This is a genomic window from Pseudomonas sp. LF020, from assembly GCF_053456425.1.
Genome location: NZ_JBRFIX010000010.1, coordinates 102,729 through 128,146 on the forward strand (window position 1 = coordinate 102,729; position 25,418 = coordinate 128,146).

Consider the following 25,418-nt stretch of genomic DNA (forward strand, 5'->3'; position numbering starts at 1 on the left):
TTCAGTCATCCGCCTTGGCGAGCGCTTCATGGGTGTTGCGGATACCAGCCTGATCGAGGGTCAGATCGGCCTCGGTCAGCTCCAGCGGGGTGACCTGAACGGTGTAGCGCCACTTGGTTTCCGGCAGATCGCGGTACGCAGCGAGGACGCCAACGTAGCGGCTGCCCTCCTCCACGCTGAGCTTCATTTCCACGGTTTCACCCGGGCGCAGTTCGAGTTCTTCGCTGGCCACCAGATCCGGGTTGAGGGACTCCTTGGCGCGCTCGTAGAGGCTGAAGAAATCAGCGTTCTCGAAGGTCACCGGGTGCTTGAGCTCGAACAGGCGCACGACGATCGGCGAAGGACGGCCGTTGAGGTCCGGGTTGAGCTGATCGCTGCCGGTCAGTTTCAGGTTGATCTTGGTCACTTTCGAGTACGGCGACAGCGACGAGCAACCGGCGAGCAGCACCAGCACGGTGAGCGCAGTCAGCGTCTTGAAAAAAGCGGTCGAGCGGCGAGACATGCGCATCATCCTTGGTGGTCGGTGTGGAGGGTGGAGATCAGGCGAATCTGTTCTTCGTAGGCCTGGGCGAAATCGCGGGCCAGCAGACGCTCGCTCCAGTCATCGTCCTGACGCAGGGCCTGGTGGTACCGGCCGAACGCTCTCCAGCGTCCGCCCGATGTGGCGATCAACGGCTTGTTGTCGCGTTCGAAACGCAGGGTCAGTTGTTCCGGCGAGAAGTGCTCCAGCGTGCCGCGCACGGCGGCGCGGCTGGCGGTGAGCAAGGCTACCTGATGCGCCTGCAAATCGCGGAACGCACGGGAGATCGCCTGCTCGGCCGGCAAATGACCGGGCTTGTGCGGCTGCAACAGAATCTGCAGCGCTTCGCTCGGATCGACGGCGAATTTCAGCGGGTTCTTGTTGGTGCCTTGCACGGTGGTCTGAGCCAGACGCAGTTCGTTTTTCAGCTCCGAACGGGTGCGCAGGCTCTGCTGCAAACCGCCGATGCTCTGCCGCAACAGGCGTGCGGCATTGAGTGCCAAAGCTTCGCGGGCGTCGTGATCGAGGCCTTTGACGTCAACGCCCAGCGCCGCACCGAAATGCTCCCAGAAACCCTCGCTCTGCCGCTCGACGACCTTCGGGGCCGGAGCTGGCTCGGGCTCAACCGGGGCAATCAGCTCCGGCACCATCAGGCTTTCCATGTCGATGCGCGCATAGTCGGCGCGCTGACGGGAGTCTTCGGGCTTGGCGGTCGGGGCCAACAGTTCGTCGATTTCCGAATAGACGCGCTCTTGCTGTTCGATCGCGTTCAGCGGATCAAGGTCGAGGAAGGCGTCGTCCGGGATGATGCTGCCGGCGGCACGCGGCCGGCCGACTTCGCCGTCGAAGGTCGCCGGATCGCGCACCAGCCGCGCACGAATCTCGAAGTCGCCGAGCACGTAGGTGCTGCCGTGCTCGATGCGCACCGGCTCGCCCTTGTGCAGGCGTGCGCCGCTGCCGCCGTCCTGGACGCCGTTGCTGCTGGTGTCGGTGAGGAAAAACGTGCCTTCGCGGTAGCTGACAATCGCGTGGTGATTGGACAGGTGACGCTTGCGGTCAGGAATGATCCAGTCGCAGTCCTCCCCTCGCCCGATCACGCCGCCGGCCTGTTTGAAGGTCTTCTGGCACAACTCGGTGGGCACGAACTGCTTGGTGTTCAGCATTTCGAAAACCAGTTCCATGTTTGATGCTCCTTGCGGTCACTTGCCGCGATTGACCGCTTGCGGATCACCCAACGGGCGATAGTCGTTGTCGTTGAATTTGTAATTGCCGCTACAGCCGCCAAGGCCGCATAGAACGACGAGGGTCAGCAGGACAGCGTGCCAGTGACGAACAGACATCAGAGGGTCTCCAGGGGTAGACAAAGCACAAAGCGCCGACCCTTGCGGGCGGCGCTGAAATTAATTCTTTGGGTGGTCTCGAAGGCTCTGCATCGGGGCCTTGAGCCAGACCAGCGAGGTGAACGCACCTCCTGTGGCCAGTGCGCAATCTGTGGCGAGGGAGCTTGCTCCCGCCGGGGTGCGCAGCAGCCCCAAAACCAGACACTGCGGTGCCTCAGGGAAACCGGGTTCATCTGGTTGCGACTGCTTCGCAGCCGAGCGGGAGCAAGCTCCCTCGCCACAGGTAATCTGCAAGCCCCAAGCAAATCATTGGCCACAGGAATACGGCTCGACGCGGCGATCAATTTCAGATCAACCATCGAAGTCACCCAGGTTGATATTCAACCGCCCGAGGCGGTACAGCAGGGTGCGGCGTGGCAGGCCCAGTTCGCGGGCGGCGAGGGTCTGGTTGCCGTCGTTCTTGCGCAGGCAGTCGAGCAACAACGTGCGTTCGACTTTTTCCAGGCGTTCGCGCAGGTTCAGGCCGCTGTGGTCTTCGGGGATCGGCTCCATGCGCAGGGAGAAATGCTCGGCCAGCAATTCGCCGCCCTCGCACAACAGCACCGCGCGTTCGACCAGTGCCTTGAGTTCGCGCACGTTGCCGGGGAAGGTGTAACCGGACAGGTGTTCCAGCGCCGCGCTCGACCAGCGCACCGGATCACGCTGCAAATACGCGCAGGTCTTCTCGGCGAAGTGCAGAGCCAGTTCCAGAATGTCGCCTTCGCGCTGACGCAGGGCCGGCAGCTCGATCGGGAACTGCGCGAGGCGGTAATACAGGTCCTCGCGGAATTTGCCTTCGCTGACCAGCGTCGACAGATCGCGGTGCGTCGCGGCGATGATGCGCACGTCGATCTTGTGCGTGTCGTTGGAACCCAGCGGACGGATCTCGCCCTCCTGCAACACGCGCAATATCTTCGCTTGCAGTGACAGCGGCATGTCGCCGATCTCGTCGAGCAACAGCGTGCCGCCATTGGCCGCATCGAACAGCCCCGCGCGGTCGCGATCGGCACCGGTGAAGGCACCTTTGCGATAGCCGAACAGCTCGCTTTCCAGCAGGTTCTCCGGGACTGCTGCGCAGTTCTGCACGATGAACGCCTGAGAGCGGCGCGGGCCGCAATCGTGAATCGCCCGGGCCACGACTTCCTTGCCGGTGCCGGTCTCGCCGCGCAGCAGCACGGTGTACGGGCTGTGCAGGACTTTGCTGATCAACGAGTGGGTCTGGCGCATGGCGGCGCTTTTGCCGATCAGGCCATAGCCGTTGATGCTCGGCACACTGCGCGCCACCGTGGCCGACTCTGCCGGCGGCTGGCGCAGACGCTGCAGCAAATGCAGCTGACCAAGAACGAACGAGCCGAGCTGGCCAAGGGAATCGGCAAAACCCTGCAGGTCGACGTGACGGCGACTGGCGCACAGTAGCAAGCCTTCAACCGCCTTCTGCTGATTGACCAGTGGCACGCACAGCAGCGATTGCCAGGCACCAGCGGTGGCCGGCAAAAAGCTGGTCTCGTGCAGGCTGGCGCCCAGATCGTCGAGGCAGACCACGCGGTTCTGGCACAGGGCAAACTGCAGCAGCTGCTCACCGTTGTAGTCCGCCGGCAGGCTGGTGGCGGCGCGCGGTTGCAGCGCGCCGTCGAGGCATTCGGCGTTCATTCCCAGGCAGGTGTGGGTAGCGTCGAGCAGGTACAGCTGTGTCAGTTCGCAACCGCTCAGCTCGGCCAACCCGCGCACGAAGTCACCCAGCAGCGCAGCACCGTCCGCCGCGCGCGACAGGCTGGCGAACTGCGCCAGCAAGGCTTCGGCATAGACCAGTGGCTGCGGCACTTGAGTGAACATCACACCCACCTCAGGCGAACTCGCACGTCACGCTGGCGTTGCCGTCGAGCGTGGCATGCACACGCTTGAGGCTTTCACCGGTGGCCATTGCGTCGAGCAAGCGGTCGGCCACCAGCGGCAGCACGTGCTGATCGAGCAGATGGTCGATCAGGCGCGCGCCGCTTTCGCTTTGCGTGCAGCGCTCGGACAGGTGATCGACGAGGTTCTGGCACCAGCTGAAATCCAGCTGACGACGGTTCAGGCGTTCGCCGAGACGACCGAGTTTGATCTCGATCAGCTCGCGCAGCACCGGGCCGCCGACCGGGTAATACGGCACCACTTTCATCCGCGCCAGCAGCGCCGGTTTGAAGTGTTTGCTCAGCACCGGGCGAATCGTCTCTTCCAGCAGCTCGGCGGTCGGGCGCGCGCCGTCTTCGCAGAGGTCGCTGATCTTGTCGCTACCGAGGTTCGAAGTCATCAGGATCAGGGTGTTGCGGAAGTCGATTTCGCGACCTTCGCCGTCGTTGGCCACGCCCTTGTCGAAGATTTGGTAGAACAGGTTGAGCACGTCCGGATCAGCCTTCTCGACCTCATCGAGCAGCACCACCGAGTACGGCTTCTGCCGTACCGCTTCGGTGAGCATGCCGCCCTCGCCGTAACCGACGTAGCCCGGTGGCGCACCGATCAGACGCGAGACGGTGTGCTTCTCCTGGAATTCGGACATATTGATGGTGGTGATGAAACGGTCGCCGCCGTACAGCAGGTCAGCCAGGGCCAGTGCTGTTTCGGTCTTGCCGACGCCGCTCGGGCCAACCAGCAGGAACACGCCGACCGGTGCATCAGGTTTATTCAGGCCAGCCGCCGTGGCGCGCATCGAGCGATCCAGTGCGTGCACGGCTTGTTCCTGACCCCGGATACGCGTGCGCAGATCGGTGGCGAAACTCGCGACCTTGGCGTTGTGCTCGCGGGCCAGTTGCGCCAACGGCACGCCGGTCCAGGCGCTGATCACTTCGGCCACCAGGCGCGGGCAGACTTCGAAGCTGACCAGACGTTCTTTGACTTGAGCAGCGGTGAGGGCGCTGTGGGTCTGGTGCAGTTCGGCTTCCAGCGCTTCGACGCTCTGGCCTTCCTCGACCTCGGCGGCGATGGTTTCGATCACCGTGCCTTCGGCGTCTTCTTCAACGCTGACGGTCGGCTCGACGGCAGCTGCTTCGCGGGCCTTGGCCAGTTGCTGACGCAGTTCCAGCAGGCGCTCGGCCAGTTGTTTCTGTTCGGTCCACAGACTTTCCAGCGCGACCATTTCGCTTTCGGCTTCGTCCAGCCGCGCTTCCAGCGCATCCAGCGCTTCGTGGTCGATCAGCAGACCGGCCTCGGCATCGCGGCGCAGGGCCTGACGCTGACGGCCACCTTCGGCCAGTTCGCCACGCAGGCGCTCAAGGCTTTCCGGGGCAGCGGCGAGGCTGATGCGCACGCGGGCACACGCGGTGTCGAGCACATCGACGGCTTTGTCCGGCAGCTGCCGACCTGCCAGGTAACGCGCCGACAATTCCGCCGCCGAGACCACCGCGTCATCGCGCAGGTAGATGCCGTGGCTCTTCTCGTAGACCTGCGCCAGACCACGCAGGATGGTCACCGCTTCGCTGACGGTCGGTTCGTGCAACTGCACCGGTTGGAAACGCCGGGCCAGCGCCGGGTCCTTCTCGAAGTATTTCTTGTACTCGGCCCAGGTGGTCGCGGCGATGGTGCGCAGTTCACCGCGAGCCAGCGCCGGTTTCAGCAGGTTGGCCGCGTCGGAACCGCCGGCATTGCCGCCCGCGCCGATCAGGGTGTGGGCTTCGTCGATGAACAGGATGATCGGTTTCGGCGAGGCTTTGACCTCGTCGATCACACCTTTGAGACGACGCTCGAATTCGCCTTTGACGCTGGCGCCGGCCTGCAGCAGGCCCATGTCCAGCGACAGCAGTTCAACACCCTTGAGCACCTGCGGCACTTCACCGGCAGCGATGCGCGAGGCCAGGCCTTCGACGATGGCGGTTTTACCGACGCCGGCCTCACCCACGACGATCGGGTTGTTCTTGCGGCGACGGGCAAGGATGTCGACCATCTGCCGGATCGCGCCATCGCGGCACAGCACCGGGTCGAGTTTGCCGTCGCGCGCCTGCTGGGTCAGGTTGTGGGTGAAACGCTGCAGCAGCGATTCGCCTTGAGCGGCCGGCTTGCCGTTGGCGGCCGGTTGCTCCTGTTGCGACAGGGCAAATTCCTTCAGGCGATCGATGTTCAGTTTGGCGAGCAGCGGCTGATAACGGCTGCCGGCGTAGCGCATCGGGTTGCGCAGCAGCGCAAGGATCAGCGCGGCGTCTTCGACCTGGGTCTGGCCCAGTTCGAGGTTGGCCACCAGCAGCGCGTCTTGCAGCCACTGCACCAGTTCCGGGGCGAACACCGGGTTGCGCGAGGCGCTGTGTTCAACGCGAGATTGCAGTGCGGCGCTCAGTTCACCGGCATCGACATCCGCATCCTGCAACGCACGCGACAGCAAGCCGTGCGGACGCTCCAGCAGGCCCAGCAGCAGGTCTTCGACGAGGATCTTGCTGCCGCCACGGGCCACGCAACGTTCGGCCGAACGCTCCAGGTCACGACGGGTTTCGGCGTCCAGCGCCTGGATGAGTTGTTGCAGGTCTACGTTGATCATGGCTCACGTCCTTAATGAATTTTGCTGCCCAGGGTGACCACGCCGTCTGCTTTTTCGCAGCCCAGCCAACTGGTCCATCCCAGGCGACAGTCGTTCTTCTCACCAATGCGCAGTTCGCGGATTTCTTCCGGGCGCAGCACCAGGCGAATGTCGTAATCGAGCGGGTCACGCAAGGTGAACCGCACCAGCGCGCACAGCGGCTGGTAACCGAAACCGATCGGCAGGAATTCGTGGAATCGCTCCCAGTCGAGTTCGGTGATGTGAATGCGGAATTTGCCGCTGCGGTCGCGCACCCGCTCGCCCAGCACCAGGTCTTCACCGAGCAGGCTGTTGGCGCGTCCGAGGCGGTTGCGCTGCTCGTCGAGGATCTCCACGCGACGCTCGATGCACTGCTCGATGACCAGGTCCTCGTGCTTGAAGTAGTAACGCAGCACGGCTTCGATCAGCGCCGCCGAGTGCGCGCGCAAGCTGAGCAAACCGAGGTACGGCAGCAGGCGTTTCCAGTTCAGTTCCTTGGCCTTGCGGATCTCGTCGCCACCCAGACCGATCAGCGCGAACAGCTGCGAGGAGAACGGGTCGATCGCGCCACTCTGGAAGCTGGCGCGATAGCGGTATTTGCGCCAGATCGGCAGCATCAGCCGTTGCAGGCGATGGTGGAACAGGTCGAGGAAGTTGCGCGTCGGGTTGCCGTCCTCGCTGTCGCCCAGAGCCTGCTCGCCGTAAAACGCCGGCAGCGGCGAGCCGGAGCCGACCAGCCCGATCAGGTTGAAACGCATGCGCGCGCGCATTTGCCCGTGCTCTTCGAAAAACTCCACGCGATCGACGTCGCTGCGCGGAAAGCCCAGGCTCGGGTTGGCCTGAAACTCCACCTGATCGTACAGATCGTCTTCGCTCAGGTACGGGTGCGCCTCGCGCAGCCGGTCGATCACCAGCAGCACGGCCTGAAACAGCGAGTACTCGCGTATTACCTTGGTCAGCCCGCTTAAAGCAGGGGCTGCAGGCCCATACGTGGTGTCCATTGGTACACCTCTCCCTGTGTGCTTTTTACCCGCAGCTCGTGGTACGAATTGAGACTGGCGTAAAGCGCGAAAAACTCGTTAAGAACCGAGGCGAAAACGAACAGGTCGCCTTCGCCGATATACCCTTCCGGGTCGATGGTCAGTTCGGTGCGCAGACCGCGCACCGGCAAGCCACGGTGCAGCCGGTCGACGTGGTGGTGCTTGATGTGCTTGAGGCCGCCGAGCAGGCGTTTGCTGACCTTCTCCGCGTGCTGGTCGTAGTAGCGCGGCAGGTCGTAGGTTTCGAGAATCACCTTCAACGCGTTGACGTCGGCCAGCGACAGATAGTTGAGCGACATGTTGCTGATCAGCTTCCACAGGAAGTCACGGTTCAGCGGCGGCGCAAAGCTCGAAGTGGCCGGGGTGATGTTGCGGAAACTCAGGAACTCCGGCGTCTCTTCGCAGGCCATGCAGATGTCGCCGAGCTTGAGCTTGCGCGGCAGGTTCTGGTTGGTGCAGATCAGCTCGATCGACAGGGTTTCGTGGGCTTCGGTATGGCGGATGCCGAAGCTCAGGTAGGTGTCGAGGCCGTCGTGCAGCAAGGACGAACGCTGGCGGATGCTGTAATGCGGACGGCTGTTGGGCACGTCGAAACTCGGGTCGTGCTCGAACGATTCGAACGGCACGTACTCTTGATAACCGAGGCCGCCGGGCTTCCAGCCGGTGACGGTTTCCACCGAAAACACGCCGCAGTTTTCCAGATCGTATTCCGCCGGCAGCAGCAGGTATTCATCCTGTTTGCCATCGAGGCGGATCGGCAGCGCGTCGTGGGCGAACAGGTTGGCAATCGGCGTGCAGAACAGCTTCACGTTATCCAGGGTCGGCCGCATGCGCATGATCCCGCTCTTGCGGATATCAAAACGCAATTCCAGGCCGCGCATCTGCTTGAGCGTGTCTTCCGGCAGCGCCTTGAGGATGTCCAGACCGTTGACGTCGACGAACAGGAACTTGTCCTGGAAGGCGAAGTATTCCTGCAGATAGCGATAGCCACGGAAGGTGTTCAGCGGATACGGGATCAACGCTTCTTCTTCGGCAAAGCCCACTGGCTTGACCCGGTCACCCGGAATCTTGAACGCCATCGGCTTGCCCGCCACGCCATCGATTGGCTTGCCGGCGCCGTCGAGCGGGATCAGTTCGATGCCTTCCAGGTTGCGCAGCAGGCTCAGATACAGCATCTGGCTGATGTAGCGCTCGCCGGCGAAGTGCAAGCGCAGTTTGCTCAGCTCCAGTTCACCGAGGTGACCGTCAGCGCTCATTTCCAGACGCAGGCTGAGCAGCGAACCGTCGCCCTTTACCGAATAGTTCAGCGCTGCCAGATCCAGCGGCAAGACTTCCGTCGGGTAGCAAGTGCGGAAGCGGCAACGCACGTCTTCGATCGGTTTGCTTTCGATCGGCGTATCGCGCTCGACCACCAGCGCCGGCCCGGAACGCTTCAGCGGATCAAACTGCAGAATGCTGAACGCCGGCAGCGGACGCATGTAGTTCGGCCACAGCAGTTGCATCAGCGAATGGCTGAGCTCCGGCAGCTCATCTTCGAGCTTCTGCCGCAGACGCCCGGTTAAGAACGCAAAACCTTCCAGCAACCGCTCCACATCCGGATCCCGCCCGGCCTGGCCCAAGAACGGCGCCAACGCCGGACTACGCTCGGCGAAACGGCGACCGAGTTGGCGCAGTGCGGTGAGTTCGCTTTGGTAGTAGTGGTTAAAGGACACGGGTTACCTGCCTGGTAGTGGATCGCATGAAAAACATTCTTTGGAGCACGATTGTCGTTGCGGACATACAGCGTCTCCTGGCGATGCGGTTCCGGGTGTTGATGGCAGAATGAGGGATCGTCTGCGCGACGCGCACGTAGAAATTCATCGCTGTGCGGCTCCTTGTTTTTGCGGAGTGATCTCGACGCCCGTATACACATAGAGCTCTTTGCCGCCGTAGCCACCAATTGCCGCAGCGCTGAGTGGATGGCTATCCCGGGTGCCATATCGAACCCAGCCTTCTGTCCACATCTCACCATTTTCGTGACGAATTTCCACGTAATAGTTGGGCGCTTCGTGCTTGGTGATCTCGACAAAAACCCCGCCATCCTCGGCGCCAATCCACAACGCGTGGGGATTAGCGAAGAGCTTCGGTTCGGTCGAGCTTTCCATTCGCAACAGCAATGCGAAGCCGACCAGAATCGTCAGCAAACCGACCGAGCAGAGGAAAGTGGCAAGGCATTGCCACGCCCTTGATTTCATTGAGCCGTGCCCGCAAAAAAACTTCATGTCATGACCCGAGCCAACAACATCTTGTCAAGCTTGCCAGCCAGCCATATCGCCAAAATAGTTAGTCCACCCGTTAAAACGCTATAAGCGGCCGCGCGAACAGGATAAAGCGGCAACAGATAAACCAATATCAATGCAACCATTAGAAAAACAATGCTAACTTTCACCATTCGCCTTGGAATTACAGCAACAACTAAATTTACAAAAACAAACAGATAAAACACCATATACATGGCAATCCCGATGGAAGCACCACGCGAGGTCAGCCCACCAAATAAAAACTTGTACAGCGAAACACCATAGTAATTAACCACGACATAAATGACGCAGGCAAAAAAATGTACTAATAAACCCGCCGCTAGCCTCACCATCATCTTTTCCACTCTCCATACTTATCTACAGAGCCTTGTGTGATGGAGGTTCTTAACTTCTGATCGGATGTGCCGAGATAAACCGTACTGGTCACCACTTTCTCGCGATAGCCCATTCGTCCGGCAAATACTCTTACCGTTTCAGTGCGTAGTTCAAAATTTTCCGAAGCCCATAAAGCCCCACGCAGCACCATATAATTATCGTACTCATTGGTCTTGTCCTCCTTTGGAAATATAGGAAGACCATCACCATACTTCATACCGGTTTCAACGGTTTTCTTAATGGCAGCTTCCAAAGATTTGGTTTCTTCCAGATATAAACGATATGTATCGGTCGCGAACGGTATTTGCCCAACCCCGTCAGCCCAATAGGGCTCACCATCAATCATGACCATTAAAAATCCGGCACCACCCTCAGAACTATTTTTCCAATCACCGGGCATTGTCGGGGCAAAGCTAATTGACATCCGGTCAATAATTGCAAATTTGATAATTTGCGCCCAACTAAACTGTTTATAGGCGTTGTAGGCGTCTGTACCGGCAGTTTTAGACTCGGGATTCACCCAAATTTTCTTCCGGTAATTATCAGCCAACGGCTCAAACCACTGAATTGCTTCCGCATACAGTTTCTCAGCTTTCATGATCCTGAACTGAACATCTGTTGCATTCGGTTTTAGAGCAAAAAGTGGCACCCCATTTCCTCTGGTTATTAACCAGACGTGAGGCAATGGAAGCTGTTTCGGTTTTTTATCTTCACTCGGCGTAGTTTCGGCTTTGATTTTCAGTTCCGTTTTTCCATCGGAAGTCTCGAAAATGTGCGCAACGCCGTCGATGACAATAGAGGTTTCCACGCGATTACTCCGACGACACGTAGATGGTAACCATCTCGGCTTGTTTTCCAGTGGAGAAACACCCTGTGCCTCCAGCCGCCGATGAACATCCTGCTTTCTCTAAGCCACTGTCAGAAAGCATTCTGTAATTGAGGTTTGCTACTGGCTGTCCGTCCGCTGTATGGAAAGAAAAAACACGGTTGAAGACTCCAGGAATGACTAACGGCTCCGGCGGCACAAACGGCGCCGGCGAATGCGAATTACCGATAATCACCGTCCCGGAGCCGGCAGTGACCTTGTTGCCATGGGCCCCGACTGAACCTACGGTGGCGGCAGGTTTGCCATTGATCAAAACCGTGGTCGCCAGATCGCCAACCAACGCACCACCACACGCCGAGGCATCGCCTTGGCGGGCGGCCGCGAGGCCGTCGAAGAACACGTCACCGGAACCGGCGGCGATCGGGTTGGTGCCGTGGCCTGGGAGTGGGCAAGCGGTGGGGTCGGATACGCGTGCTGCGGGTTTGCCAGACATCGGGAATCTCCTTAGGTGACCTTCACTTGACCGCTGCCATCCAGGCGCGCGGAAAAACTGACCTGACGCTTGAAACCCTCGACTTCCAGCAGACCTTCGATGCTGAAGGCCAGCCGTAGCTGGTCGTGGTCACGCGGCAGGGAAATGACACGCACGTTGCTCAGGCGCGGCTCGTAGGCTTCGATGAAGTTTTCGATGGCCAGACGGGCCTGACTCAGGGAGTCGTGCAGACTCAGACGCATGTCATTGAGATCGGGCAACCCGTAGTCGGCCAGCGTTTGCACGCTGCCGGCCCGGGTGCTGAGCATTTTGGCCAGATGGGCAGCCACTGACGCCATGGCACAAGCCTCAAGGCTGTTACCCTTGCGTAGTTGCGCGTCGCCGTTGAGGCGCTCGAACAGGCTGCCGTATCCGTCCATGAGTCGCTCTTACTCTTTGTCCAGCTTGCCAACCAGCGACAGGGTGAAATCGGCACCCATGTACTTGAAGTGCGGACGCACGTTCAAGCTGACGCGGTACCAGCCCGGCTCGCCTTCAACGTCGCTGACGATCACTTGCGCAGCGCGCAGCGGACGACGGCCACGCACTTCGGCGCTCGGGTTTTCCTGGTCGGCCACGTACTGGCGGATCCACTTGTTCAGTTCCAGCTCGAGGTCGGTACGCTCTTTCCACGAACCGAGTTGCTCGCGCTGCAGCACTTTCAAGTAGTGAGCCAGGCGGTTGACGATCATCATGTACGGCAGTTGGGTGCCGAGCTTGTAGTTCAGCTCTGCCGCCTTGCCTTCTGCGCTGATGCCGAAGAACTTCGGCTTCTGCACCGAGCTGGCGGAGAAGAACGCCGCGTTGTCGGAGCCTTTGCGCATGGTCAGGGAGATGAAGCCTTCTTCGGCCAGTTCGTATTCACGGCGGTCGGAGACCAGAACCTCGGTCGGGATCTTGGTTTCGATTTCGCCCATGCTTTCGAAGTGGTGCAACGGCAGATCTTCAACCGCGCCACCGCTCTGTGGACCGATGATGTTCGGGCACCAGCGGAATTTGGCGAAGCTGTCGGTCAGCTTGGTGCCGAACGCGAACGCGGTGTTGCCCCACAGGTAGTGCTCGTGGCTGTTGGCAACGGTTTCCTTGTACACGAACGACTTGACCGGGTTCTCTTCCGGGTCGTACGGGTTGCGCAGCAGGAAACGCGGCACGGTCAGGCCAACGTAACGGGAGTCTTCCGAAGTACGGAAGCTCTGCCATTTGGCGAATTGCGGGCCTTCGAAGTGGTCTTTCAGATCTTTCAGGTCCGGCAGGCCGGTGAAGCTTTCCAGACCGAAGAATTTCGGGCCGGCCGCAGCGATGAACGGCGCGTGGGACATGCACGAAACGCTGGCCACGTACTGCATCAGTTTCACGTCCGGCGAGCTTGGGGACATGAAGTAGTTGGCGATGATCGCGCCCACCGGCTGACCACCGAACTGGCCGTATTCAGCGGTGTAGATGTGCTTGTACAGGCCCGACTGCATGACTTCCGGCGAGTCTTCGAAATCGTCCAGCAGGTCTTCTTTGGAGACGTTGAGGATTTCGATCTTGATGTTTTCGCGGAAGTTGGTGCGGTCGACCAGCAACTGCAGGCCACGCCACGACGATTCCAGTGCCTGGAAGTCCGGGTGGTGCAGGATCTCGTCCATCTGACGGCTGAGCTTGGCATCGATCTCGGCGATCATGCGGTCAACCATGGCTTTCTTGACCGGCTCACCGTTGTTCTGCGGCTTGAGCAGTTCTTCGATGAACGCCGACACGCCACGCTTGGCGATGTCGTAGGCTTCGTCGTCCGGAGTCAGACGGGTTTCGGCGATGATGCTGTCGAGAATGCTGTACTCGCCGCTTTCGGCGCTCTTCTCTTGTGCTGCGCTAGTGCTCATTGTGTTGGCTTCCTTGGCTGGAGTCTCAGGCGTCCGGGGCTGCGGCGTTCAGGCCCAGCTCACCGAGTACGCGACCGCGGGATTCGTCGTCGGCGAGCACGCCTTCGATCGCTTTACGGAACGCAGGTGCGTTACCCAGCGGGCCTTTGAGGGCCACCAGCGCATCGCGCAGTTCCATCAGTTTTTTCAGCTCAGGCACTTGCTCGACCAGGCTGGCCGGGTTGAAGTCCTTCATCGAATTGACGCGCAATTGCACAGCCAGCTCGTCGGCCTCGCCATCTTCCTGCAGACGGTTCGGCACGCTCAGCGTCAGACCCAGTTCTTGCTTGGCCAACACTTCGTCGAAGGTCATCTTGTCGATGCTGATCGGCTTGCGATCTTCGATTTTGCGATCGTCCTTGCGGTGGGTGTAGTCACCGATTGCCAGCAGCTTCAGCGGCAGTTCAATCTCTTCCTGAGCACCGCCGGTGGCGGGTTTGAAGGTGACGTTGATGCGTTCCTTGGGGGCTACCGAGCCTTCTTTGGCCATGGCTTTTCTCCTTGCGGTTGTGGCCCTGGGGCCTATTCGAGTACCACTTCGAGATCGAGGTGGCACAGCCTGCGATAAATCTCTTCCTTGCGTTCACGCACTGCATGGTTCTGCGGCAACAGCTCGCAGCAACTGTGCAGCAGGTGCAGCACTTCCAATGCAAGATCGGGCTCCCAGGCGTGCAGGCCTGAGTCCTGTAATGTCTGATCGAGGGTTTCGAGCTGGTTCTTGGCCAGTTCGTACTTCTTGGCCATGAAGCACAGCCGGGCAAGGGCGAACTGCCAGAAGAACCGCTCGCGTCCGCCGTGGGCCGATTGCAGTCCTTGCTTGAGCGTCTGCACGGCAGGCTTGAGGCCTTCCTTGCGCAGCAGCGGCAGCACGTCCTGCAGGGCCTTTTCCCAGGCGGGCTGGGTTTCGACGTCGTCGGTTTCGACCTTGCGCGGCGCGCTGGCGCTTTGCAGGTGCGGCATGACATTGCCGGCGATCCACGCCCGGGTGGACGGATCGGCAAACGGCGCGCCGTCATGGAAACGACATTCGATGATGCCGGGCAGGCGCTGAACCAAAAGCGCGAAGTGGATTTCCACTTCGCGCATTGCCATCTCGGCGTTGAGGTTCTGGAGACATTCCCAGACCATCCTCTGGCCATCGAACCAGAACGGCGCCTTCGCCAGGCTCGCCTCCAGTTCCACCAGCAGGTCGGCGTATTTGCCCTGATCGAAGCGATCCTGATACTGCTTGAGTTTGTCCACCGGCAGGCCGCGCAGCACGGTGATCTGTTCAGCGTTGCGTTCGGGCACCGCGTCGATCGGCAGCCAGAGCAAGGTGCGGTTCAGACGCAGGGCGCGCAGGTCGGTGGCCTTCTGCTTGAGCCACCAGGCACACAACGGACGCGCGCTTTCCTGCTGCGCGCGCAGAGCCTTGTAGGCGTCTTTTTCGTTGTCGATCGGTGCGCCGGGGGTCAGCAACTGGCTCGCGGCCTGCTTGACCTGCGCCACTGCTGCGCCCACCACACCGGGGGCCGGCTGATTGTCGGCGGCACGCTGGATCATGGTTTTCAGGCGACGCGAGAGCGGCAGCAACAGCGGCGCGTCGTCACCCAGATGTTCGGTACACGCGGCATCGAGGCCGGCCAGATGCTCGGACAACTGCCGGAACATCGGCAACTGTTCCTTGATCGCAATGTTTTCGGTGAGCACCTGCTCCAGACGCGGCACCAGCCAGCCGATAGCGGCGGCACGGGTGCGTGGTTTGAGCGGGTGAACGTCGGCCCAGTGGTTTTCCGACAGATGGTGCAGCAGACCGAGGCCGGCCAGCAGCCCGGGGAAGGATTCACGCTGGTACAACGACCAGGTCAGCCAGGCGCCAACACGTAAATCCTTGGATTGGGTACGCAGCAGATTTTCGCTGTTTTCACGGATTTTCAGCCAGTCGATCTGCCCGCTTTCGTGCATCGACGAGGCTTTCGCCAGCTCGCTTTCCAGCGCCTCGAATTCGCTCGAAAAACGAACGTCTTCGCCCGCGAAATTCTCTTTGGAAACAGAGACTTTTGCGAGTTCGAGGTAATGGGCGGAAAGTTTGCTTGAGTAGGACATCCATGGCCTTTAATTAGGATTACAGTCATGCGCCTATTGGAGTAACCGCGGCGCGGGACAGTATCGAAGAGCGGTGAAGCGACTCATCCAATTGAGATGTGCTCTTTCAAGTGGGCGCATCGTAATCACTATGATGGCCACTAGCAAGCATCTGCTTAAACAACAAGACGAAGTGTTCATTGGGCTGTGTAGGAGATCGCCCTATATGTGGCAGGGGAATCCCTGATGGCGAATTATATTGCCCGCATTTGCCCTGCTGCCTCAGAACCCTTGATCCAGAGCGGCCCGATCCAGCCTTCACGAATCGCTACGAACGTACGTCCCATTACACGGCGGCCAGCATGACAACTCTCGAAAAAAATAGAAGTAGGATTCTTCCGAAAAACCGCTGGATTTTACAAACAATTCACTGGCGACAACGCCCAACAACAAAAGTGCCATCAATTTGATGGCAATTCATTTTTTTGAAACTTTATTCATCTCGTGAATGCTGTACTTCAGTGCCAACTCAATAATTATCGAAGTGCGGTCCGATCCCACTCTCGCAACACTTCCACACCGAAAATACTCTGACAGATTCCAGGGATAATTCTTACATCGATTTATTTCCCACGTTGCCAGCTTGCTTTGGTAAGTTCTTTTCGCCCGGCAATGTCAACCAGGCCGGCTGACGGTTGAGCCACAGTCGGAAGCCTGCATCTGATTCGGCTCCTGAACCCGGAGCCGCCAAGGAGCTTTACCTCATGGAATTGAAACCTCTGTTGTTCGCCGCACTGCTGTGGCTTCCCGTCACTCACGCTTCTGCGGACACCCCGCCACTTGACGGTCATTACTATCTGACCGGTGCGATGGAAATGGGCGCCGAACTGCTGCTGCGCAAGGACGGCACGTTTGATGCGGGCGTGGCTTATGGCAGTGCAGACGGGTTTGCCAAGGGTACCTGGCAGGTAGAAAACGACACCGTGACGCTGAAGAGCGAAACCAAAGCCGCGTCCAACAGCGATTTGTCCGGCCTGTTCCAGGATCTGCAACTGGCGATCGAGCCGAACTGCCTGGCCGTGGATTTCGGCAACGGCAAGGCCTGCTTCCGGCGTTAACCAGCCGATTTTCAACCACAAAAAATGGGCACCCGACCGCAATCGGTGTGCCCATTTTTTATTGCAGTTCTCCCCGCTACTCAGGGAGTTCGCCGCAATTTAAGGATTGACGCTGTCTTTCAACGACTTGCCTGGCTTGAATGCCACGGTGTTGCTGGCCTTGATTTTCACCGGTTCACCGGTTTGCGGGTTCTTGCCGGTGCGGGCGCCGCGATGGCGTTGCAGGAAGGTGCCGAAGCCCACCAGCGTGACGCTGTCCTTGCGGTGCAGAGCGCCGGTGATTTCTTCGAGGACGGCGTTGAGAACGCGGTTGGCCTGTTCTTTGGTCAGATCCGCTTTTTCAGCGATTGCAGCGGCGAGTTCTGGTTTACGCATTAGTGAAGCCCCTTTGACGGTTTTTTGTTGTTATGTCCGTGCTGTTCTCGTTGGAACAGCGCCCAAGGCGCCGCAGGCTCTACTCTGCGGCAGACGGGAGTGAGAATGGCACGCGGATACCGGCGGCGCCAGTCTCCCCGCGACCTTTGTAGGGGCAAAAGCGGGGTGATTCCGACAGAACGACCGGTATTTACGCCAGCAAGGCCGGAAGCTGTTTGTTCAGGGCGAGTTTTTCCATCACTGCCGCGCCGGTCAGCGCGTAACCAAGCAACTGACCATCGGCGCTGTGACACAGGGCCTTGATGTCGGCGCCCTGCCCTTCGACGGTCCAGACGCCTTCGCTGCCCCGAGGAGGCGGCGAAACGACCAACGGGCACACCGGGGTTTTTACCGTGATCGGCATCGCGCCGTAACTCACCGCCGTCGGATTGCCCGCCAGAGTTTGTGCCAGCGCACGCGCACAGCTCATGAGGGGCATCACGTACAACAGATTCAGCCCATCGACCTCGGCGCAGTCGCCCAGGGCATAGATATTGGCGTGGGAAGTCTTCAGGTGCCGGTCGACGACTACGCCACGGTTGACTTGCACGCCGGCAGCCGCCGCCAAATCGATACGCGGACGCAGGCCGATGGCCGACACCACCACATCGCAGGCAATCACCTGACCGTCAGACAGATGCGCTTCCAGCCCGTCTGCGACTTTTTGCAGGCGGGTCAGCACCGGGCCGAGGTGAAAACGCGCGCCGAGGCTTTCCAGCCCGGCCTGCACGGCGGCCGCAGCGGCCGGGTGCAGCAGCATCGGCATCACTTGCTCGCACGGCGCCACCAGTTGCACCTCGTAACCACCGAGGATCAGGTCATTGGCGAATTCGCAGCCGATCAGGCCCGCCCCCAGCAGCAAGACGCGGCGCTTGCCCGCAGCGGCGGCACGAAAGCGCGCGTAGTCTTCGAGATCGTTGATCGGGAACACCAGATCTGCGCCATCACCTTCGATCGGCACGCGCACGGTTTCCGCGCCCCAAGCGAGGATCAGGTCGCGGTAGTACACCGCTTCCTCACCAATCCACAGGCGCTTGTGGCCGGCGTCGATGCCGCTGATGCGGGTGTGGGTGCGCACTTCGGCCTTCAATTGCTCGGCCATCGCGCCCGGTTCGGCCATGCTCAGGCCATCGGCGTCCTTGTTCTTGCCGAAACCGGTGGAGAGCATCGGTTTGGAGTAAGAGCGCCCGTCATCGGCGGTAATCAGCAGCAGCGGGGTTTCGCCATCGAGTTTGCGAAACTCGCGGGCCAGGTTGTAACCCGCAAGCCCGGTGCCGACGATTACGACAGGTGCGTTCATGCCTTACTCCTTGGTTTTTCTCAGTTGATTTCGATCATTTCGAAGTCCATCTTGCCGACGCCACAGTCCGGGCACAGCCAGTCTTCCGGCACGTCCTGCCACAGGGTGCCCGGCGCGATGCCGTCATCCGGCCAACCCTCAGCTTCGTTGTAAATCAGGCCGCAGACGATGCATTGCCACTTTTTCATTCAGTTACTTCCTCAGGATTCAGGCTTTTGTCGGCGCGGACGGTCGATGGTGGTTGCGCTGCCATCCGGCTCAGGGCGTTTTGTACTGAGGGTGCCGGGCAGATGCAAGCCTGTTCGGCGCAACGGCGACCCGGATCCATCAAATTCGCAGCACGCCATGTTAAGCTCGCCGCCTCATTTGCGGCCAATAATGACTCATTGTGCAACATTCAAATGCCTGCCCGGCCCCGCTCTGGCTGACTCAAAGCCGACTGACGCCCCTTCCCGATTCGTTGACCCTGAACTGGTTGTTCGACGAAGGCTCGCTGACCCGCCGCCTGATGCGGCTGTCGAATGACGGCTTCAGCGTCACGCCGCTGTTCGAAGGCTGGGACACCCTGCGCAGCGACGAATGCGCGGCGCTGGCGCTGGCCGAAGGCAGCGAAGGCTGGGTGCGCGAGGTTTATCTGCGCGGGCATGGCGAGGCCTGGGTGTTCGCCCGCAGCGTGGCGTCGCGCGCCGCCCTCCAAGGCGACGGCCTGCACATGGATGAACTGGGCAGCCGTTCGCTGGGCGAACTGCTGTTTTGCGACCACGCCTTCCAGCGCCGCGCCATCGAGGTCTGTCACTACCCGCAGGACTGGCTGCCGCCAGCGTGCCGCGCCCCCGAGCTGTGGGGCCGGCGCTCGCGCTTCGACCGTGGCGCCTTGAGCGTGCTGGTGGCGGAGATTTTCCTGCCGACGTTGTGGAGCGCCGCCCGCGCCCATCCGGAGAACTGCTGATGTACCAGAGCCTGCTCAAGTCCCTGAACCGCTTGAACCCGCGCGCCTGGGATTTCATTCAGCTGACGCGCATGGACAAGCCGATCGGCATTTACCTGCTGCTGTGGCCGACACTGTGGGCGCTGTGGATTGCCGGCAAGGGTTCGCCATCGCTGGCCAACATCGTGATTTTCGTCCTCGGCGTGGTGCTGACCCGCGCCGGCGGCTGCGTGATCAACGACTGGGCTGACCGCAAGGTCGATGGCCACGTCAAACGCACCGCGCAACGACCGCTGGCCAGCGGCAAGATCAGCTCGAAAGAGGCGCTGGTGTTCTTCGCGCTGCTGATGGGCGTGAGTTTCCTGCTGGTGCTGTGCACCAATGCGCCGACCATCTGGTTGTCGCTCGGCGGCCTGGCACTGGCGTTCACCTATCCGTTCATGAAGCGCTACACCTATTACCCGCAAGTGGTGCTGGGCGCAGCGTTTTCATGGGGCATGCCGATGGCATTTACCGCCGAGACCGGTGAGCTGCCGGCGGCGGCATGGCTGCTGTGGATCGCCAACCTGCTGTGGACGGTGGGTTATGACACCTATTACGCGATGACTGACCGTGACGACGATCTGAAGATCGGTGTGAAATCCACGGCGATTCTGTTCGGTGATGCCGATCGGATAATCATCCTCACCCTGCAGGCGCTGTCGCTCGGTTGCCTGTTGCTGGCAGGCTCGAAGTTCGAGCTGGGCGTGTGGTTCCATCTCGGCTTGCTGGTGGCCGCTGGCTGTTACGCGTGGGAGTTCTGGTACACCCGCGATCGCGACCGGATGCGTTGCTTCAAGGCATTTCTGCACAACCACTGGGCGGGGTTGGCAATTTTTGTCGGGATTGTGTTGGATTACGCGTTGCGCTGATTGAAAAGATCGCAGCCTGCGGCAGCTCCTACAGGGTGTACACATTCCAGTGTAGGAGCTGCCGAAGGCTGCGATCTTTTGCGCTATTTGGCCTTGGCGACGTGCCAGGCGCCGTCCATTTTGCCCTCACCGGTCATGTCACCGGCCTTCTTGTCCATCACGAACGTATACAGCGGTTTGCCTTCGTAGGCCCATTGCATCTTGCCGTCATCGCGCTTGATCACGGTCCAGTCGCCCATGGACTTGTCGCCCGCCGCAGCCATCAACGGTGGCCAGTTCGCCGCGCACTTGTCGTTGCACATGGACTTGCCCGCCGAGTCTTTGGCGAAGGTATACAGGGTCATGCCCTTGTGATCGGTAAACATGCCGTCCTTCTCCATCGCTGGCTCAGCAGCAAACGCCATGGTCGGTAAAGCAACGGCAGCAGCCAGCAGCAGAGCTTTGAAAGAAGCAGTCATTTGAGTCATGGAAACCTTCTTTTGTGGTTGTCAGGATTCGGACTTAGAGCTTAGTCCAGGATCCGGACAATCGCCGGGCGACTAAAATACTGTCACACGACTGCAATAATTCCGTTATCTAATGCGGCGCAAGACAGTTAAATGACAAGAGGATTAAGGCATGGTTGGCAGGAGCATTCTGATCGTCGACGACGAAGCGCCCATTCGCGAAATGATCGCCGTTGCGTTGGAAATGGCCGGCTATGACTGCCTCGAGGCTGAGAACTCGCAGCAGGCTCACGCCATCATCGTTGACCGCAAACCGGACCTGATCCTGCTCGACTGGATGCTGCCCGGCACCTCCGGCATCGAACTGGCCCGCCGTCTCAAGCGCGACGAGCTGACCGGGGACATCCCGATCATCATGCTCACCGCCAAAGGCGAAGAGGACAACAAGATCCAGGGTCTTGAGGTCGGCGCCGACGACTACATCACCAAACCGTTTTCCCCACGCGAACTGGTCGCCCGCCTCAAGGCTGTGCTGCGCCGCGCCGGCCCGACCGATGGCGAAGCGCCGATCGAAGTCGGCGGCCTGCTGCTCGACCCGATCAGCCACCGCGTGACCATCGACGGGCGTCCGGCCGAGATGGGCCCGACCGAATATCGTCTGCTGCAATTCTTCATGACCCACCAGGAACGCGCCTACACCCGCGGCCAGTTGCTGGATCAGGTCTGGGGCGGCAACGTCTATGTTGAAGAGCGCACCGTCGACGTGCACATCCGGCGCCTGCGCAAGGCCCTCGGCGACGCCTACGAAAATCTGGTACAAACCGTGCGCGGCACCGGCTACCGGTTTTCCACCAAGGCCTGATCCGACCGCCAGACTCGCTGACAAGGACCGTATTTTCCGTGAATCAAAACTGGCATGGCACCCTGATTCGCCACATGCTGTTGCTGGTCACAGCGTGTCTGGTGATCGGCCTGATCACCGGCTATTACGGCTGGAGCCTCGCTGCCGGCCTGGGGATTTACCTGGCCTGGACGCTCAAGCAACTGCTGCGTTTGCACGAATGGCTGCGCCTGCACCAACCCGATGAAGCACCGCCCGACGGCTATGGCCTGTGGGGCGAGGTATTCGACAGCATCTACCACCTGCAACGCCGCGACCAACGGGTACGCGGACGCCTGCAAGCGGTGATCGACCGGGTGCAGGAGTCCACCGCCGCGCTGAAAGATGCTGTGATCATGCTCGACAGCGACGGCAACCTGGAATGGTGGAACCGCGCTGCCGAAACCCTGCTCGGCCTCAAGACCCCGCAAGACAGCGGCCAACCGGTGACCAACCTGGTGCGCCATCCGCGCTTCAAGGAATACTTCGAGCAGGAAAGCTACGCCGAACCGCTGGAAATCCCTTCGCCGACCAATGATCGGGTGCGCATTCAGCTGTACCTGACGCGCTACGGCAACAACGAACACTTGATGCTGGTGCGCGACGTCACGCGCATCCATCAGCTGGAACAGATGCGCAAAGACTTCATCGCCAACGTCTCCCACGAACTGCGCACGCCGCTGACGGTGATCTGCGGCTATCTGGAAACCCTGCTCGACAACGTCGAGGAAGTGAACCCGCGCTGGAGCCGCGCCCTGCAGCAGATGCAACAACAGGGCGGGCGCATGCAGACGCTGCTCAACGACCTGCTGTTGCTGGCGAAACTGGAAGCCACCGACTACCCGTCGGACAACCAGCCGGTGCAGATCGATACCCTGCTGCAATCGATCAAGAGCGACGCCCAGCAGTTGTCCGGGCAGAAAAACCAGAAAATCACCCTCGAAGCCGACGGGAAGATCCTGCTCAAGGGCAGCGAGGCGGAGCTGCGCAGCGCCTTCTCCAACCTGGTGTTCAACGCGGTGAAATACACCCCGGCCGAAGGCAATATCCACATTCGCTGGTGGGGCGACGAGCAAGGCGCGCACCTGAGCGTGCAGGATTCCGGGATCGGCATCGACAGCAAACACCTGCCGCGCCTGACCGAACGCTTCTACCGCGTCGACTCCAGCCGCAACTCCAACACTGGCGGCACCGGGCTGGGCCTGGCGATCGTCAAACACGTGCTGCTGCGCCACCGCGCGCGGATGGAGATCAGCAGCGTGCCCGGTCATGGCAGCACGTTCACCTGTCATTTCGCCCCGGCCCAGGTGGCCCAGGCACGGGCTATCAGCGCCGCCGAGTGATACCGGCCAGCACGCGCCACTAGGCAATCGCCATGTCAGCCGCTACATTGGCTGACTTGCGTCTGCCTTTCAGGCGCGATTTCTTCTCTCTTACGAATCACACGGAACCTGCAAAACTCCATCATGGACCCTTCCCCTGGCTTGTCCCTCGCTACGATTTTCGCCGATTTCGGCATGATTCTTTTCGCTCTGATCCTGGTTTTGCTCAACGGCTTCTTCGTTGCGGCGGAATTCGCCATGGTCAAACTGCGCTCGACCCGGGTCGAGGCCATCGCCGACAAGAACGGCTGGCGCGGACACATCCTGCGCACCGTACACAGTCAGCTCGATGCGTACCTATCGGCCTGTCAGCTCGGTATCACCCTCGCCTCCCTCGGCCTGGGCTGGGTCGGTGAGCCGGCGTTCGCGCACCTTCTCGAGCCGCTGCTGAGCGCGGTCGGTGTGCAGTCGCCGGAAGTGGTCAAAGGCATTTCGTTCTTTACCGCGTTCTTCATCATTTCCTACCTGCACATCGTGGTCGGTGAACTGGCGCCCAAGTCGTGGGCGATCCGCAAACCCGAGCTGCTGTCGCTGTGGACGGCGGTGCCGCTGTACCTGTTCTACTGGGCGATGTACCCGGCGATCTACCTGCTCAACGCCAGCGCCAACGCGATTCTGCGCATCGCTGGCCAGGGCGAACCCGGCCCGCACCACGAACACCATTACAGCCGCGAAGAACTGAAACTGATCCTGCACTCCAGCCGTGGTCAGGACCCGAGCGACCAGGGCATGCGCGTGCTGGCCTCGGCGGTGGAGATGGGCGAACTGGAGGTGGTCGACTGGGCCAACTCCCGCGAAGACCTGATCACCCTGGAATTCAACGCGCCGTTGAAAGAAATCCTCGCAATGTTCCGTCGCCACAAGTTCAGCCGGTATCCGGTGTACGACAGCGAGCGCCAAGAGTTTGTCGGCCTGCTGCACATCAAGGACCTGCTGCTGGAGCTGGCGGCGCTGGACCACATTCCCGAGTCGTTCAACCTGGCTGAACTGACCCGCCCGCTGGAGCGCGTATCGCGGCACATGCCGCTGTCGCAACTGCTGGAGCAGTTCCGCAAGGGCGGCTCGCACTTTGCCGTGGTTGAAGAGGCCGATGGCAACATCATCGGCTACCTGACCATGGAAGACGTGCTGGAAGTGCTGGTCGGCGACATCCAGGACGAACACCGCAAGGCCGAGCGCGGGATCCTAGCGTATCAGCCGGGCAAGCTGCTGGTACGTGGCGACACGCCGCTGTTCAAGGTTGAACGCCTGCTCGGTATCGACCTGGATCACATCGAAGCCGAAACCCTCGCCGGGCTGGTTTACGAGACCCTGAAACGGGTACCGGAAGAGGAAGAAGTGCTGGAAGTCGAAGGCCTGCGGATCATCATCAAGAAGATGAAAGGGCCGAAGATTGTACTGGCGAAGGTGTTGATGCTGGATTGATCGCGATTGCAGGACAGCTTTTGTGGCGAGGGAGCTTGCTCCCGCTCGGCTGCGCAGCAGTCGCAGAGCAGTGTGCAAGGTATATCTGATCGAACGCGGTTTCAGGGTTTTGGGGCCGCTTCGCAGCCCAGCGGGAGCAAGCTCCCTCGCCACAGTTGAGCTCCACTGGTTTTACTGTTTGCCCAACGCAAAGTTGGGCAACGCCCCCAGTGGTTGATTGAACTGATACGGAATCGACACCAGCCCCTGCCCGGTATTGCGCTGCACCACAAAGTGCAGGTGCGGGCCGCTGCTGTTGCCGGTATTGCCGGACAGCGCCAGCGGGCTGCCAACCGTCACCCGCTGCCCCTCGCGTACGCTCACCGAACCTTGCTTGAGATGCAGGTACACACCCATCGTGCCGTCGTCGTGCAGCACCCGGACGAAATTGCCGGAGGCATCGTTACCGCGTCCGCTCTGTGAATTTTCGGTTTTCACCACCACCCCGGCCCGTGCGGCAATGATCGGTGTGCCCACCGGCATGGCGATGTCCATCGCATACCGGTTCTTCAGCCCATAGTGGCTGTATTGGCCATTGGCACCCTGACTGAGACGGAACGGCCCGCCCCGCCACGGCAGCGGGTAGCGATAGCTCTGCGCGGCGCCTGTGGGATCACCCAGCGAATACTGGAATTGCGGGGAATATACCAACGGCTGACCGCGGGTAATCGCCGTCAACAGCGCCAACCGCGTGTTGCTGCGCGCCGGCAGCACCCGGCGAATCGTCTGCGCCGGTGCACCACGCACATTGCTCAGGCCGGTGAACGCCAGTGCAATCTCGACCGGCGCATACAGATCGTTGCGCACGAACACCACGTCGCTGCCCTTCTGCTTCTTGATATCGAGATACACCTGACGCTCCAGGTGCTCGACCATGCGGTGCTGAAACACGAACACCTGCGAGCCTTTGCTCGGCCGGTCGCTGTACGAGACCACGCCGTTGGCATCGGTGGATTTGTAAATGGTCATGGCCACAGTCGAGGTGGAGGCCAGGAAAAGACCACAGAAAAACAGCAGGCGCGCGAGCATGGGCAAGAGTCTGTCGAAGGAAGGCCTGAAAATGAGCCTAGCAGCTGAGACAGACCAGGCTAGTCGACAGATGTTTCAAATTGGGCA

At 60.5% G+C, this 25,418-nt stretch carries 26 protein-coding genes; 6 read left to right on the forward strand and 20 right to left on the reverse strand.

Going from position 1 to position 25,418, the window contains the following annotated elements; genetic code table 11:
- Window position 1 precedes the first annotated feature (1 nt).
- The 15 genes from tssJ to tssA form a co-directional block, all read right to left on the reverse strand.
- A complete protein-coding gene (gene tssJ / locus ACU680_RS22495; protein ID WP_007962325.1) occupies window positions 2-502 on the reverse strand; it encodes a type VI secretion system lipoprotein TssJ in 501 nt (166 codons plus the stop codon).
- 5 nt (window positions 503-507) lie between these two features.
- Window positions 508-1,701, reverse strand: coding sequence for a type VI secretion system-associated FHA domain protein TagH (tagH, locus tag ACU680_RS22500; protein ID WP_448180551.1), 1,194 nt, complete (start codon window positions 1,699-1,701; stop codon window positions 508-510).
- 18 nt (window positions 1,702-1,719) lie between these two features.
- Complete coding sequence (locus ACU680_RS22505) at window positions 1,720-1,860, reverse strand: hypothetical protein (protein WP_003229566.1); 141 nt, start codon at window positions 1,858-1,860, stop codon at window positions 1,720-1,722.
- Window positions 1,861-2,211: 351 nt separating this feature from the next.
- On the reverse strand, window positions 2,212-3,732 hold the full coding sequence (locus tag ACU680_RS22510) for a sigma-54 interaction domain-containing protein (RefSeq protein WP_448180552.1): 1,521 nt from the start codon (window positions 3,730-3,732) through the stop codon (window positions 2,212-2,214).
- Window positions 3,733-3,742: 10 nt separating this feature from the next.
- Window positions 3,743-6,400: a type VI secretion system ATPase TssH gene (tssH, locus tag ACU680_RS22515; RefSeq protein WP_367082095.1), complete on the reverse strand. Its 2,658-nt coding sequence runs from the start codon at window positions 6,398-6,400 to the stop codon at window positions 3,743-3,745.
- An 11-nt stretch (window positions 6,401-6,411) separates the two neighbouring features.
- Window positions 6,412-7,419: a type VI secretion system baseplate subunit TssG gene (gene tssG, locus ACU680_RS22520; protein WP_041071592.1), complete on the reverse strand. Its 1,008-nt coding sequence runs from the start codon at window positions 7,417-7,419 to the stop codon at window positions 6,412-6,414.
- Window positions 7,383-9,170, reverse strand: a complete 1,788-nt coding sequence (gene tssF / locus ACU680_RS22525) for a type VI secretion system baseplate subunit TssF (protein ID WP_448180553.1) — start codon at window positions 9,168-9,170, stop codon at window positions 7,383-7,385. The genes tssG and tssF overlap by 37 nt, the downstream gene beginning before the upstream one ends.
- Before the next feature lie 144 nt (window positions 9,171-9,314).
- Window positions 9,315-9,719, reverse strand: a complete 405-nt coding sequence (locus ACU680_RS22530) for a hypothetical protein (RefSeq protein ID WP_007962318.1) — start codon at window positions 9,717-9,719, stop codon at window positions 9,315-9,317.
- Window positions 9,716-10,093: a hypothetical protein gene (locus ACU680_RS22535; RefSeq protein ID WP_367086201.1), complete on the reverse strand. Its 378-nt coding sequence runs from the start codon at window positions 10,091-10,093 to the stop codon at window positions 9,716-9,718. Before ACU680_RS22535 ends, ACU680_RS22530 begins: the two co-directional genes overlap by 4 nt.
- Window positions 10,090-10,941 (reverse strand): hypothetical protein, encoded by an 852-nt coding sequence (locus ACU680_RS22540; RefSeq protein WP_367082097.1) that lies wholly within the window; start codon window positions 10,939-10,941, stop codon window positions 10,090-10,092. Before ACU680_RS22540 ends, ACU680_RS22535 begins: the two co-directional genes overlap by 4 nt.
- Before the next feature lie 4 nt (window positions 10,942-10,945).
- On the reverse strand, window positions 10,946-11,452 hold the full coding sequence (locus ACU680_RS22545) for a PAAR domain-containing protein (protein ID WP_367082098.1): 507 nt from the start codon (window positions 11,450-11,452) through the stop codon (window positions 10,946-10,948).
- Window positions 11,453-11,463: 11 nt separating this feature from the next.
- A complete protein-coding gene (gene tssE / locus ACU680_RS22550; protein ID WP_007920274.1) occupies window positions 11,464-11,871 on the reverse strand; it encodes a type VI secretion system baseplate subunit TssE in 408 nt (135 codons plus the stop codon).
- A gap of 9 nt (window positions 11,872-11,880) precedes the next feature.
- The gene (tssC, locus tag ACU680_RS22555; protein WP_003229584.1) at window positions 11,881-13,356 is read right to left on the reverse strand and encodes a type VI secretion system contractile sheath large subunit; all 1,476 of its coding nucleotides are present in this window, start codon (window positions 13,354-13,356) and stop codon (window positions 11,881-11,883) included.
- A 25-nt stretch (window positions 13,357-13,381) separates the two neighbouring features.
- Window positions 13,382-13,885, reverse strand: coding sequence for a type VI secretion system contractile sheath small subunit (tssB, locus tag ACU680_RS22560; RefSeq protein WP_003229587.1), 504 nt, complete (start codon window positions 13,883-13,885; stop codon window positions 13,382-13,384).
- 32 nt (window positions 13,886-13,917) lie between these two features.
- Window positions 13,918-15,480 carry a type VI secretion system protein TssA gene (gene tssA, locus ACU680_RS22565; protein ID WP_103368526.1) on the reverse strand — a complete coding sequence of 521 codons (1,563 nt, stop codon included), beginning with the start codon at window positions 15,478-15,480 and terminating at the stop codon, window positions 13,918-13,920.
- 743 nt (window positions 15,481-16,223) lie between these two features.
- Here tssA and ACU680_RS22570 point away from each other — a divergent pair.
- Window positions 16,224-16,577 (forward strand): hypothetical protein, encoded by a 354-nt coding sequence (locus ACU680_RS22570; protein WP_448180554.1) that lies wholly within the window; start codon window positions 16,224-16,226, stop codon window positions 16,575-16,577.
- 99 nt (window positions 16,578-16,676) lie between these two features.
- Here the strand turns inward: ACU680_RS22570 and ACU680_RS22575 are convergent, their stop codons facing one another.
- The 3 genes from ACU680_RS22575 to ACU680_RS22585 form a co-directional block, all read right to left on the reverse strand.
- Window positions 16,677-16,952, reverse strand: coding sequence for an HU family DNA-binding protein (locus tag ACU680_RS22575; protein ID WP_003213368.1), 276 nt, complete (start codon window positions 16,950-16,952; stop codon window positions 16,677-16,679).
- 190 nt (window positions 16,953-17,142) lie between these two features.
- On the reverse strand, window positions 17,143-18,291 hold the full coding sequence (locus ACU680_RS22580) for an NAD(P)/FAD-dependent oxidoreductase (protein ID WP_007962310.1): 1,149 nt from the start codon (window positions 18,289-18,291) through the stop codon (window positions 17,143-17,145).
- Window positions 18,292-18,311: 20 nt separating this feature from the next.
- Window positions 18,312-18,479, reverse strand: a complete 168-nt coding sequence (locus ACU680_RS22585; RefSeq protein WP_329696937.1) for a rubredoxin — start codon at window positions 18,477-18,479, stop codon at window positions 18,312-18,314.
- Window positions 18,480-18,679: 200 nt separating this feature from the next.
- Between ACU680_RS22585 and ACU680_RS22590 the strand changes: the two genes are divergently transcribed.
- Both ACU680_RS22590 and ubiA read left to right on the forward strand, forming a co-directional pair.
- On the forward strand, window positions 18,680-19,240 hold the full coding sequence (locus tag ACU680_RS22590; protein WP_448180555.1) for a chorismate--pyruvate lyase family protein: 561 nt from the start codon (window positions 18,680-18,682) through the stop codon (window positions 19,238-19,240).
- Window positions 19,240-20,130 carry a 4-hydroxybenzoate octaprenyltransferase gene (gene ubiA, locus ACU680_RS22595; RefSeq protein ID WP_007962302.1) on the forward strand — a complete coding sequence of 297 codons (891 nt, stop codon included), beginning with the start codon at window positions 19,240-19,242 and terminating at the stop codon, window positions 20,128-20,130. Before ACU680_RS22590 ends, ubiA begins: the two co-directional genes overlap by 1 nt.
- Window positions 20,131-20,213: 83 nt before the next feature.
- Here the strand turns inward: ubiA and ACU680_RS22600 are convergent, their stop codons facing one another.
- Window positions 20,214-20,597: a COG4315 family predicted lipoprotein gene (locus ACU680_RS22600; RefSeq protein WP_108589142.1), complete on the reverse strand. Its 384-nt coding sequence runs from the start codon at window positions 20,595-20,597 to the stop codon at window positions 20,214-20,216.
- 151 nt (window positions 20,598-20,748) lie between these two features.
- Here ACU680_RS22600 and phoB point away from each other — a divergent pair, with 151 nt between their 5' ends.
- From phoB to ACU680_RS22615, 3 genes are all read left to right on the forward strand, one after another.
- A complete protein-coding gene (gene phoB / locus ACU680_RS22605) occupies window positions 20,749-21,438 on the forward strand; it encodes a phosphate regulon transcriptional regulator PhoB (RefSeq protein ID WP_003229608.1) in 690 nt (229 codons plus the stop codon).
- A gap of 74 nt (window positions 21,439-21,512) precedes the next feature.
- Window positions 21,513-22,799 (forward strand): phosphate regulon sensor histidine kinase PhoR, encoded by a 1,287-nt coding sequence (gene phoR / locus ACU680_RS22610; protein ID WP_448180585.1) that lies wholly within the window; start codon window positions 21,513-21,515, stop codon window positions 22,797-22,799.
- Between the two features lie 123 nt (window positions 22,800-22,922).
- On the forward strand, window positions 22,923-24,263 hold the full coding sequence (locus ACU680_RS22615; RefSeq protein WP_007962298.1) for a hemolysin family protein: 1,341 nt from the start codon (window positions 22,923-22,925) through the stop codon (window positions 24,261-24,263).
- Between the two features lie 171 nt (window positions 24,264-24,434).
- On the opposite strand, the gene ACU680_RS22620 is transcribed toward ACU680_RS22615, so the two are convergent.
- The gene (locus ACU680_RS22620) at window positions 24,435-25,331 is read right to left on the reverse strand and encodes a peptidoglycan DD-metalloendopeptidase family protein (protein WP_448180556.1); all 897 of its coding nucleotides are present in this window, start codon (window positions 25,329-25,331) and stop codon (window positions 24,435-24,437) included.
- Between the last annotated feature and the right edge of the window lie 87 nt (window positions 25,332-25,418).

What these genes read in the sequence shown, in the direction of transcription:
- tssA (WP_103368526.1), bottom strand. Translation starts at nt 15,480, where the DNA reads ATGTCCTACTCAAGCAAACTTTCCGCCCATTACCTCGAACTCGCAAAA.
- ACU680_RS22615 (WP_007962298.1), top strand. Translation starts at nt 22,923, where the DNA reads ATGGACCCTTCCCCTGGCTTGTCCCTCGCTACGATTTTCGCCGATTTC.
- ACU680_RS22545 (WP_367082098.1), bottom strand. Translation starts at nt 11,452, where the DNA reads ATGTCTGGCAAACCCGCAGCACGCGTATCCGACCCCACCGCTTGCCCA.
- tssJ (WP_007962325.1), bottom strand. Translation starts at nt 502, where the DNA reads ATGTCTCGCCGCTCGACCGCTTTTTTCAAGACGCTGACTGCGCTCACC.
- ubiA (WP_007962302.1), top strand. Translation starts at nt 19,240, where the DNA reads ATGTACCAGAGCCTGCTCAAGTCCCTGAACCGCTTGAACCCGCGCGCC.
- ACU680_RS22535 (WP_367086201.1), bottom strand. Translation starts at nt 10,093, where the DNA reads ATGATGGTGAGGCTAGCGGCGGGTTTATTAGTACATTTTTTTGCCTGC.
- tssC (WP_003229584.1), bottom strand. Translation starts at nt 13,356, where the DNA reads ATGAGCACTAGCGCAGCACAAGAGAAGAGCGCCGAAAGCGGCGAGTAC.
- ACU680_RS22575 (WP_003213368.1), bottom strand. Translation starts at nt 16,952, where the DNA reads ATGCGTAAACCAGAACTCGCCGCTGCAATCGCTGAAAAAGCGGATCTG.
- ACU680_RS22620 (WP_448180556.1), bottom strand. Translation starts at nt 25,331, where the DNA reads ATGCTCGCGCGCCTGCTGTTTTTCTGTGGTCTTTTCCTGGCCTCCACC.
- ACU680_RS22570 (WP_448180554.1), top strand. Translation starts at nt 16,224, where the DNA reads ATGGAATTGAAACCTCTGTTGTTCGCCGCACTGCTGTGGCTTCCCGTC.
- phoB (WP_003229608.1), top strand. Translation starts at nt 20,749, where the DNA reads ATGGTTGGCAGGAGCATTCTGATCGTCGACGACGAAGCGCCCATTCGC.
- tagH (WP_448180551.1), bottom strand. Translation starts at nt 1,701, where the DNA reads ATGGAACTGGTTTTCGAAATGCTGAACACCAAGCAGTTCGTGCCCACC.
- ACU680_RS22585 (WP_329696937.1), bottom strand. Translation starts at nt 18,479, where the DNA reads ATGAAAAAGTGGCAATGCATCGTCTGCGGCCTGATTTACAACGAAGCT.
- tssG (WP_041071592.1), bottom strand. Translation starts at nt 7,419, where the DNA reads ATGGACACCACGTATGGGCCTGCAGCCCCTGCTTTAAGCGGGCTGACC.
- tssH (WP_367082095.1), bottom strand. Translation starts at nt 6,400, where the DNA reads ATGATCAACGTAGACCTGCAACAACTCATCCAGGCGCTGGACGCCGAA.
- ACU680_RS22530 (WP_007962318.1), bottom strand. Translation starts at nt 9,719, where the DNA reads ATGAAGTTTTTTTGCGGGCACGGCTCAATGAAATCAAGGGCGTGGCAA.
- ACU680_RS22580 (WP_007962310.1), bottom strand. Translation starts at nt 18,291, where the DNA reads ATGAACGCACCTGTCGTAATCGTCGGCACCGGGCTTGCGGGTTACAAC.
- ACU680_RS22600 (WP_108589142.1), bottom strand. Translation starts at nt 20,597, where the DNA reads ATGACTCAAATGACTGCTTCTTTCAAAGCTCTGCTGCTGGCTGCTGCC.
- tssB (WP_003229587.1), bottom strand. Translation starts at nt 13,885, where the DNA reads ATGGCCAAAGAAGGCTCGGTAGCCCCCAAGGAACGCATCAACGTCACC.
- ACU680_RS22510 (WP_448180552.1), bottom strand. Translation starts at nt 3,732, where the DNA reads ATGTTCACTCAAGTGCCGCAGCCACTGGTCTATGCCGAAGCCTTGCTG.
- ACU680_RS22505 (WP_003229566.1), bottom strand. Translation starts at nt 1,860, where the DNA reads ATGTCTGTTCGTCACTGGCACGCTGTCCTGCTGACCCTCGTCGTTCTA.
- phoR (WP_448180585.1), top strand. Translation starts at nt 21,513, where the DNA reads ATGCTGTTGCTGGTCACAGCGTGTCTGGTGATCGGCCTGATCACCGGC.
- tssE (WP_007920274.1), bottom strand. Translation starts at nt 11,871, where the DNA reads ATGGACGGATACGGCAGCCTGTTCGAGCGCCTCAACGGCGACGCGCAA.